14 protein-coding genes are annotated in these 9,216 nt (G+C 63.1%); all 14 read left to right on the top strand.

Annotation, left to right across the window (positions count from 1 at the left end):
• Positions 1-2: 2 nt before the first annotated feature.
• Positions 3-383 (top strand): 30S ribosomal protein S7, encoded by a 381-nt coding sequence (gene rpsG / locus BGO16_RS13550; RefSeq protein ID WP_292619250.1) that lies wholly within the window; start codon positions 3-5, stop codon positions 381-383.
• A gap of 30 nt (positions 384-413) precedes the next feature.
• Positions 414-2,486 (top strand): elongation factor G, encoded by a 2,073-nt coding sequence (fusA, locus tag BGO16_RS13555; RefSeq protein ID WP_292619251.1) that lies wholly within the window; start codon positions 414-416, stop codon positions 2,484-2,486.
• Between the two features lie 39 nt (positions 2,487-2,525).
• Positions 2,526-3,716 (top strand): elongation factor Tu, encoded by a 1,191-nt coding sequence (tuf, locus tag BGO16_RS13560; protein WP_292619252.1) that lies wholly within the window; start codon positions 2,526-2,528, stop codon positions 3,714-3,716.
• A gap of 130 nt (positions 3,717-3,846) precedes the next feature.
• Positions 3,847-4,155, top strand: coding sequence for a 30S ribosomal protein S10 (gene rpsJ / locus BGO16_RS13565; RefSeq protein WP_002712302.1), 309 nt, complete (start codon positions 3,847-3,849; stop codon positions 4,153-4,155).
• A 95-nt stretch (positions 4,156-4,250) separates the two neighbouring features.
• Positions 4,251-4,997 carry a 50S ribosomal protein L3 gene (gene rplC / locus BGO16_RS13570; RefSeq protein WP_292619253.1) on the top strand — a complete coding sequence of 249 codons (747 nt, stop codon included), beginning with the start codon at positions 4,251-4,253 and terminating at the stop codon, positions 4,995-4,997.
• Position 4,998: 1 nt separating this feature from the next.
• A complete protein-coding gene (rplD, locus tag BGO16_RS13575) occupies positions 4,999-5,619 on the top strand; it encodes a 50S ribosomal protein L4 (protein ID WP_292619254.1) in 621 nt (206 codons plus the stop codon).
• On the top strand, positions 5,616-5,912 hold the full coding sequence (locus tag BGO16_RS13580) for a 50S ribosomal protein L23 (protein ID WP_292619255.1): 297 nt from the start codon (positions 5,616-5,618) through the stop codon (positions 5,910-5,912). The genes rplD and BGO16_RS13580 overlap by 4 nt, the downstream gene beginning before the upstream one ends.
• A gap of 29 nt (positions 5,913-5,941) precedes the next feature.
• Complete coding sequence (gene rplB, locus BGO16_RS13585) at positions 5,942-6,778, top strand: 50S ribosomal protein L2 (protein ID WP_292619256.1); 837 nt, start codon at positions 5,942-5,944, stop codon at positions 6,776-6,778.
• Between the two features lie 12 nt (positions 6,779-6,790).
• Entirely contained in the window at positions 6,791-7,066 is a 276-nt protein-coding gene (rpsS, locus tag BGO16_RS13590; RefSeq protein WP_292619257.1) for a 30S ribosomal protein S19, read from the top strand.
• Between the two features lie 9 nt (positions 7,067-7,075).
• Positions 7,076-7,462 carry a 50S ribosomal protein L22 gene (gene rplV / locus BGO16_RS13595; RefSeq protein ID WP_292619258.1) on the top strand — a complete coding sequence of 129 codons (387 nt, stop codon included), beginning with the start codon at positions 7,076-7,078 and terminating at the stop codon, positions 7,460-7,462.
• Between the two features lie 19 nt (positions 7,463-7,481).
• Positions 7,482-8,177, top strand: a complete 696-nt coding sequence (gene rpsC / locus BGO16_RS13600; RefSeq protein ID WP_292619259.1) for a 30S ribosomal protein S3 — start codon at positions 7,482-7,484, stop codon at positions 8,175-8,177.
• A gap of 79 nt (positions 8,178-8,256) precedes the next feature.
• Positions 8,257-8,670 (top strand): 50S ribosomal protein L16, encoded by a 414-nt coding sequence (gene rplP / locus BGO16_RS13605; RefSeq protein ID WP_079446333.1) that lies wholly within the window; start codon positions 8,257-8,259, stop codon positions 8,668-8,670.
• A 5-nt stretch (positions 8,671-8,675) separates the two neighbouring features.
• Positions 8,676-8,882 (top strand): 50S ribosomal protein L29, encoded by a 207-nt coding sequence (rpmC, locus tag BGO16_RS13610; RefSeq protein ID WP_292619260.1) that lies wholly within the window; start codon positions 8,676-8,678, stop codon positions 8,880-8,882.
• Between the two features lie 11 nt (positions 8,883-8,893).
• Positions 8,894-9,142 (top strand): 30S ribosomal protein S17, encoded by a 249-nt coding sequence (gene rpsQ, locus BGO16_RS13615; RefSeq protein WP_011510063.1) that lies wholly within the window; start codon positions 8,894-8,896, stop codon positions 9,140-9,142.
• Positions 9,143-9,216 lie beyond the last annotated feature (74 nt).

The following is a 9,216-nucleotide window of genomic DNA, read 5'->3' on the forward strand; positions in this document are numbered from 1 at the left end:
TGATGTATGCCGGGAAGAAGTCGGTCGCCGAAAGCATCGTCTATGGCGCGCTCGACCTGATCGAGGCCAAGACCAAGCAGGGGCCGCTCCCGGTGTTCGAACAGGCGCTCGAAAACGTCATGCCGACCATCGAAGTGCGGTCGCGCCGCGTCGGCGGCGCTACCTATCAGGTGCCGGTGGAAGTCCGCTCGACCCGACGTCAGGCGCTCGGCATCCGCTGGCTGATCGCGGCCGCGCGGGGACGCAATGAAAAGACGATGACGGAGCGGCTCTCGGCCGAACTGCTCGATGCGTCGAACAACCGGGGCAGCGCAGTCAAGAAGCGTGAAGACGTGCACAAGATGGCCGAAGCCAACCGCGCGTTCTCGCACTATCGCTGGTAACGGCGACAACAGGAATTCAAGGACAGCTCCATGCCCCGCCAACATGCTATCGAGGATTACCGTAATTTCGGTATCATGGCGCATATCGACGCCGGCAAGACCACTACGACCGAGCGTATCCTCTATTACACCGGCAAGAGCCACAAGATCGGCGAAGTGCACGAAGGTGCCGCGACGATGGACTGGATGGCGCAGGAGCAGGAGCGCGGCATTACCATCACCTCCGCCGCGACCACCGCGTTCTGGGATGGCAAGCGTCTGAACATCATCGATACCCCCGGCCACGTCGATTTCACCATCGAGGTGGAGCGCTCCTTGCGGGTGCTCGACGGCGCCGTGTGCGTGCTCGACTCCAACCAGGGTGTCGAACCGCAGACCGAAACCGTCTGGCGCCAGGGCGACAAGTACAAGGTGCCGCGCATCGTCTTCTGCAACAAGATGGATAAGACCGGCGCCGACTTCTACAAGTGCATGGCCGATATCGTTGATCGGCTCGGCGCGCGCCCCGTGGCGTTGCAGCTTCCGATCGGCTCGGAGAACAACTTCAAGGGCATGGTCGACCTCGTCCGCATGAAGGCTTTGGTCTACAATCAGGACACGCTCGGCTCGATGTACGATGTCGAGGAGATTCCTGCTGATCTCGCCGACAAAGCGAAAGAGTATCGCGAGAAGCTGGTGGAGGCCGCCGTCGAACTCGACGACGACGCCATGGCCGCCTACCTCGACGGCACCGAGCCGGATGAAGCCACCCTGAAGAGGCTGATCCGCAAGGCCGTCATCACCGGCGCGTTCTATCCCGTGCTGTGTGGCACGTCCTTCAAGAACAAGGGCGTGCAGCCGCTGCTTGATGCTGTGGTCGCCTATCTGCCGTCGCCGCTCGATGTGCCCGCGATCAAGGGCGTCGACGACAGGGGCAACGAGGTCGTCCGCCATGCCGACGACAAGGAGCCGATGGCGCTCTTGGCGTTCAAGATCATGGACGACCCGTTCGTCGGCACCATCACCTTCTGCCGCATCTATTCCGGCGTTCTCCAGAGCGGCACCGGCGTGATCAATTCGACGCGCGAGAAGAAGGAGCGCATCGGCCGCATGCTGCTGATGCATGCGAACAATCGCGAGGACATCAAGGAGGCCTATGCCGGCGACATCGTCGCGCTGGCCGGCCTGAAGGAAGCGCGCACCGGCGATACGCTGTGCGATCCGGCCCATCCGGTGATTCTGGAAAAGATGGAATTCCCCGATCCGGTGATCGAGATCGCGATCGAGCCGAAATCCAAGGCCGACCAGGAAAAGCTCGGCGTCGCGCTGGCGAAGCTCGCGGCGGAGGATCCATCGTTCCGCGTCTCCACCGATCAGGAGTCCGGGCAGACCATCCTCAAGGGCATGGGCGAGCTCCATCTCGACATCAAGGTCGATATCCTCAAGCGCACCTACAAGGTGGACGCCAACATCGGCGCGCCGCAGGTGGCGTTCCGCGAGCGCGTCACCAAGCGCGTCGAGCACAGCTACACCCACAAGAAGCAGACCGGCGGCACCGGCCAGTTCGCCGCCGTCACGCTGATCGTCGAGCCGAGCGAGCCCGGCAAAGGCTACGAGTTCGAGTCGAAGATCGTCGGCGGCGCGGTGCCCAAGGAATACATCCCCGGCGTCGAGAAGGGCATCGAGAGCGTGCTCTCCTCCGGCGTGGTCGCGGGCTTCCCCGTGGTCGACGTCAAGGTGCAGCTCATCGACGGCAAGTTCCACGACGTCGACTCGTCTGCGCTGGCGTTCGAAATCGCGACCCGCGCCTGCTTCCGCGAGGCGTTGCAGAAGGGCAAATCGGTGCTGCTCGAACCGATCATGAAGGTCGAGGTGGTGACGCCGGAAGACTACACCGGATCGGTCATTGGCGATCTCAATTCGCGGCGCGGCCAGATCCAGGGTCAGGACATGCGCGGCAACGCCAACGTTATCAACGCGATGGTGCCGCTTATGAACATGTTCGGTTACGTGAACAACCTGCGCTCGATGAGCCAGGGGCGCGCGACCTTCACGATGCAATTCGATCATTATGCTGAAGCGCCGGCGAACGTGTCGGCTGAAGTCCAGAAGAAATTTGCCTGATTGTCGCTGGCGACAGTCAACGACTGAACGGAGAGTCAAATGGCCAAAGCGAAGTTTGAACGTAACAAGCCGCATTGCAACATCGGGACGATCGGTCACGTTGACCACGGCAAGACGTCGTTGACGGCTGCGATCACGAAGGTTCTTGCGGAGACGGGCGGGGCGACGTTCACGGCCTACGATCAGATCGACAAGGCGCCGGAAGAAAAGGCGCGCGGCATCACGATCTCGACGGCGCACGTCGAATATGAGACGGCGAACCGCCACTATGCCCACGTCGACTGTCCGGGCCACGCCGACTACGTGAAGAACATGATCACGGGCGCTGCGCAGATGGACGGCGCGATTCTGGTGGTCTCGGCGGCGGATGGCCCGATGCCGCAGACTCGCGAGCACATCCTTCTGGCGCGCCAGGTCGGCGTTCCGGCACTGGTGGTGTTTTTGAACAAGTGCGACATGGTCGACGATCCGGAGCTGCTCGAACTCGTCGAGCTGGAGGTCCGCGAGCTGTTGTCGAAGTACGAATTCCCCGGCGACAAGATCCCGATCGTCAAGGGTTCGGCGCTGGCGGCGCTGGAAAACTCCGACCCCAAGCTCGGGCATGACGCGATTCTGGAATTGATGCGCAACGTCGACGAGTACATTCCGCAGCCGGAGCGTCCGATCGATCAGCCGTTCCTGATGCCGGTCGAGGACGTGTTCTCGATCTCGGGCCGCGGCACGGTGGTGACGGGACGCGTGGAGCGCGGTGTGATCAAGGTCGGCGAGGAAATCGAGATCGTCGGCATCCGCCCGACGCAGAAGACCACGGTGACCGGCGTCGAGATGTTCCGCAAGCTGCTCGACCAGGGTCAGGCGGGTGACAACATCGGCGCGCTGTTGCGAGGCACCAAGCGCGAGGAAGTGGAGCGCGGTCAGGTCCTGTGCAAGCCGGGCTCGGTGAAGCCGCACACCAAGTTCAAGGCTGAAGCCTACATCCTGACCAAGGAGGAAGGCGGCCGCCACACGCCGTTCTTCACCAACTACCGGCCTCAGTTCTACTTCCGCACCACGGACGTGACCGGCGTGGTTCATCTTCCGGCCGGCACCGAGATGGTGATGCCGGGCGACAACGTCGCGATGGAAGTGCACCTGATCGTGCCGATCGCGATGGAGGAGAAGCTGCGCTTCGCCATCCGCGAGGGCGGACGCACCGTCGGCGCGGGCGTGGTGGCGAGCATTATCGAGTAACACACACTGACTGTCGTCCCCCGCGAAAGCGGGGGACCCAGTATTCCGCGACGTCGCGTATGAACAGAGGCGCTAGTGTTTGCTGGATTACCTGCATTCGCAGGTGATGACAGTCGAAAGAGATAAGCAGATGAACGGCCAAAATATTCGCATCCGTCTCAAGGCGTTCGACCATCGGATTCTCGATACGTCGACCCGCGAGATCGTGAACACCGCGAAACGCACCGGCGCGCAGGTCCGCGGACCGATCCCGCTGCCGACCCGGATCGAGAAGTTCACGGTCAACCGTTCGCCGCATGTCGACAAGAAGAGCCGCGAGCAGTTCGAGATGCGCACGCACAAGCGCCTTCTCGACATCGTCGATCCGACCCCGCAAACGGTCGATGCCTTGATGAAGCTCGATCTGGCCGCGGGTGTCGACGTCGAGATCAAGCTCTGACGCGGCAGCCCCGTTTTGGCGGGGCGCGCTGAAGACGAAACGAAGTTTGGGAACAGTCCGAACGTTAGCGGACAGAAAGAACAGGAAGCACGCCGATGCGCTCCGGAGTGATCGCACAAAAGGTCGGGATGACGCGGGTCTTCACGGAGACCGGCGAGCATGTCCCTGTGACCGTGCTGAAGCTGAGCAATTGTCAGGTGTTGGGTCACCGGACCAGCGAGAAGAACGGCTACGTCGCGTTGCAGCTCGGCTCGGGCGTGCGCAAGACGGTCTATCTGCCGAAAGCGGAGCGCGGGCAGTTCGCGGTCGCCAAGGTCGAGCCGAAGCGCAAGGTCGCCGAATTCCGCGTGTCTGAGGATTCGCTGATTCCGGTTGGCGCTGAAATTCAGGCGGACCATTTCGTGGTCGGCCAGTTCGTCGATGTCACCGGCACCTCGGTCGGCAAGGGCTTCGCCGGCGGCATGAAGCGCTGGAACTTCGGCGGTCTGCGCGCCACTCACGGCGTGTCGATCTCGCATCGTTCGATCGGTTCGACCGGCGGACGCCAGGACCCGGGCAAGACATTCAAGAACAAGAAGATGCCTGGTCATATGGGTGTCGATCGCATCACCACGCTCAACCTGCGCGTCGTCTCGACCGACGTGGAGCGCGGGCTGATCCTGGTCGAGGGCGCCGTTCCGGGCTCCAAGGGTGGCTGGATCGCGGTGCGTGACGCGGTCAAGAAGCCGTTGCCGAAGGAAGCGCCGAAGCCCGGCAAGTTCAAGGTAGCGGGTGGCGGCGCGCAGGCTGCGGGCGATGACAAGGTCCCGGCGGAGGCCCCGGCCGAGAAGGAGGGTGCATAACATGGAACTGAACGTCACCACCCTCGAAGGCAAGGCTGCGGGCTCGGTTCAGCTTTCGGACGGAATCTTTGGCCTTGAGCCGCGCAAGGACCTGATCCAGCGCTGCGTCAACTGGCAGCTCGCCAAGCGACAGGCCGGCACCCACAAGGCCAAGGGCCGCGCGGAAATCTGGCGCACCGGCAAGAAGATGTTCAAGCAGAAGGGCACCGGCAATGCCCGTCACGGCTCCGCCCGCGTCTCGCAGTTTCGCGGCGGCGGGCGCGCGTTCGGTCCGGTCGTTCGCAGCCATGCGCACGATCTGCCGAAGAAGGTGCGCGCGCTGGCGCTGCGCCATGCGCTGTCGGCAAAGGCCAAGGACGGCGGTCTGATCGTCATCGACAGCGCCGAGCTGAAGGAGGCCAAGACCAAGGCGCTGTTGGGGCACTTTTCCGGCCTCGGCCTGACCAGCGCGCTGATCGTGGACGGCGCCCAGGTTCATGCGGGGCTCGCCACGGCCGCGCGCAACATTCCGAACATCGACGTGCTGCCGATCCAGGGCATCAACGTCTACGACATTCTGCGCCGTCAGAAGCTGGTGCTGACCAAGGCGGCGGTCGATGCGCTGGAGGCGCGCTTCAAATGACAATCGATGCGAAGCATTACGACGTGATCGTCGCACCGGTCATTACCGAAAAGGCGACCATAGCCTCCGAGCACAACAAGGTCGTGTTCAAGGTGGCGCGCAAGGCGACCAAGCCGCAGATCAAGGAAGCAGTCGAGAAGCTGTTCGACGTCAAGGTCAGGAGCGTGAACACGCTGTTGCGCAAGGGCAAGACCAAGGTCTTCCGCGGCAGCCTGGGTTCGCAGTCGGACAGCAAGCGCGCAGTTGTGACCCTCGAAGAGGGCCACCGCATCGACGTCACCACCGGACTCTGAGGCGCAAAACGGCTTTAAGGCGATAGATAATGGCACTTAAAACATTCAATCCCACGACGCCGGGCCAGCGCCAGCTGGTGACGGTCGATCGTTCGGCCCTCTACAAGGGCAAGCCGGTCAAGACGCTCACCGAAGGCAAGCGCGCCAAGGGCGGCCGCAACAACACCGGTCGCATCACCGTGCGGTTTCGTGGCGGCGGCCACAAGCAGGCCTACCGCAACGTCGATTTCAAGCGCGGGAAGGTGGACGTGCCGGCGATCGTCGAGCGGCTGGAATACGATCCGAACCGCACTGCGTTCATCGCGCTGATCAAGTATCAGGACGGCGAGCTGGCTTATATTCTCGCGCCGCAGCGTCTGGCAGCCGGGGACACCGTCGTCGCCGGCAACTATGTCGACGTCAAGCCGGGCAATGTCATGCCGCTCGGCAACATGCCCGTCGGCACGATTGTTCACAACGTCGAGATGAAGATCGGCAAGGGCGGGCAGCTTGCGCGCTCCGCCGGCACCTATGCCCAGATCGTCGGCCGCGACCAGGACTACGTCATCCTTCGCCTGAATTCGGGCGAGCAACGCCTGGTGCACGGCCGCTGCCGCGGCGCCATCGGCGCGGTCTCGAATCCGGACCACATGAATACCTCGATCGGCAAGGCGGGCCGTACCCGCTGGATGGGCCGCCGCCCGCACAACCGCGGCGTGGTCATGAACCCGATCGATCACCCGCATGGTGGCGGCGAAGGCCGCACCTCGGGCGGCCGGCACCCGGTGACGCCCTGGGGCAAGCCGACCAAGGGCAAGAAGACCCGCTCCAACAAGTCGACCACCAAGTTCATTCTCATCAGCCGCCACAAGCGGAAGAAGAAGTAAGGATCGCCGGACATGGTTCGTTCAGTCTGGAAAGGCCCGTTCGTCGAAGGCTCGCTGCTCAAGAAGGCGGATGCCGCGCGCGCGAGCGGCCGTCACGACGTCATCAAGATCTGGAGCCGCCGCTCCACCATCCTGCCGCAGTTCGTCGGGCTGGTGTTCGGCGTCTACAACGGCCAGAAGCATGTGCCGGTGTCGGTCAATGAGGAGATGGTCGGTCACAAGTTCGGCGAGTTCTCGCCGACGCGGACCTTCCATGGCCATTCGGGCGACAAGAAAGCCAAGAAGTAGGACGAAGCCATGAGCAAGCCCAAGCGCGAACGGAGCCTCCCGGAAAACGAGGCCAAGGCGGTCGCCCGGATGCTTCGGGTGAGCCCGCAGAAGCTTAACCTGGTTGCGCAGCTGATCCGCGGCCGCAAGGCGTCGGCGGCGCTTGCTGACCTGCAGTTTTCGCGCAAGCGGATTGCGGGCGACGTGAAGAAGTGCCTGGAGTCGGCGATTGCCAACGCCGAAAACAATCACGACCTCGATGTCGACGATCTCGTCGTGTCGCAGGCGTTTGTCGGCAACGGCATGGTGATGAAGCGTTTCGCACCGCGCGGCCGGGGCCGCTCGGGCCGTATCTATAAACCGTTCTCGCAACTGACGATCATAGTGCGTCAGGTCGAGGCCGAGGCGAGCGCTTAGAGAGGCGCAGGAGAAAACGATGGGTCAAAAGATCAATCCGATCGGGCTGCGTCTTGGCATCAACCGGACCTGGGATTCCCGTTGGTATGCCGGCAAAGGCGAGTACGGCAAGCTGCTGCATGAGGACGTCAAGATCCGCGAGCTTCTGCACAAGGAGCTCAAGCAGGCGGCCGTGGCGCGCATCGTGATCGAGCGTCCGCACAAGAAGTGCCGCGTGACGATCCATTCGGCGCGCCCCGGCGTCGTGATCGGCAAGAAGGGCGCCGATATCGACAAGCTTCGCAAGAGAGTCGCCGACATCACCTCGTCGGACGTCGTCATCAACATCGTCGAGATTCGCAAGCCGGAGCTTGACGCCACGCTGGTCGCCGAGTCGATCGCGCAGCAGCTTGAGCGCCGCGTCGCGTTCCGCCGCGCGATGAAGCGGGCCGTGCAATCGGCAATGCGTCTTGGCGCCGAGGGCATCCGCATCAACTGCTCGGGCCGCCTCGGCGGTGCCGAAATCGCTCGCATGGAGTGGTATCGCGAAGGCCGCGTGCCGCTCCACACGTTGCGCGCTGATGTCGATTACGGCGTCGCCACGGCGTTCACGACGTTCGGCACCTGCGGCGTCAAGGTCTGGATCTTCAAGGGCGAAATCCTCGAGCATGATCCGATGGCCCAGGACAAGCGCCTGGCCGGCGACGACAACCGTCCGCGCCGCGACGCGGCCTGAACGACAGCATGATCCCGAAAAGAGCTCACCGGTTTTCGGACCAGGTCATGCGCAAAGAGAAGGTTTGAGGGCGTAAGCCATGATGCAACCGAAGAAGACCAAATTCCGGAAGGCGCACAAGGGCCGCATCCACGGCGTCGCCTCGTCGGGCGCGACGCTGGCGTTCGGCCAGTTTGGCCTGAAGGCGATGGCACCCGAGCGCATCACGGCGCGTCAGATCGAGGCCGCGCGGCGCGCGCTGACGCGCCACATGAAGCGCGCCGGCCGCGTCTGGATCCGCGTGTTCCCGGATGTCCCCGTCTCGAAGAAGCCGGCCGAGGTCCGCATGGGCTCGGGCAAGGGCGCACCGGAGTTGTGGGTGGTGCGGGTCAAGCCGGGCCGGGTCCTGTTCGAGATCGACGGCGTCGCCGCGCAGACCGCGAAGGAAGCGCTGACGCTTGCCGCCGCCAAGCTGCCGATCAAGACGCGCTTCGTCGCGCGCATCGCGGAGTAACCGACATGGCCGCAATGAAGACCGCCGACATCCGCGCGATGACCCCCGACCAGATGGACGATGCCATCGCCAGTCTGAAGAAGGAGCGGTTTAATCTTCGCTTCCAGCGCGCCACCGGGCAGCTGGAGAATACCTCGCGCTTGCGCGAAGCCCGCCGCGATATCGCACGGATCAAGACCATCGCCGCGCAGAAGCGCGACGCGAAGAAATAAGGGACTTTAAGATGCCGAAACGTACGCTGCAGGGCGTGGTCGTCAGCGACAAGCAGGCCAAGACGGTTGTGGTGCGCGTCGATCGCCGCTTCACCCATCCGCTCTACAAGAAGACCATTCGCCGCTCGAAAAACTATCACGCGCACGACGAGAACAACGAGTTCAAGCCGGGCGACATGGTGTGGATCGAGGAGAGCAAGCCGATCTCGAAGTTGAAGCGCTGGACCGTGGTCCGGGGCGAACAGAAGAAAACCGCTTAAGCGCGATTTTGCGCATCAGAAAGAGGACAAGGTGCATCAATGATTCAGATGCAGACCAACCTCGACGTGGCCGA

Origin of the sequence: Nitrobacter sp. 62-23 (assembly GCF_001897285.1) — a bacterium.
In the GTDB taxonomy this organism is placed as follows: Bacteria; Pseudomonadota; Alphaproteobacteria; order Rhizobiales; family Xanthobacteraceae; genus Nitrobacter.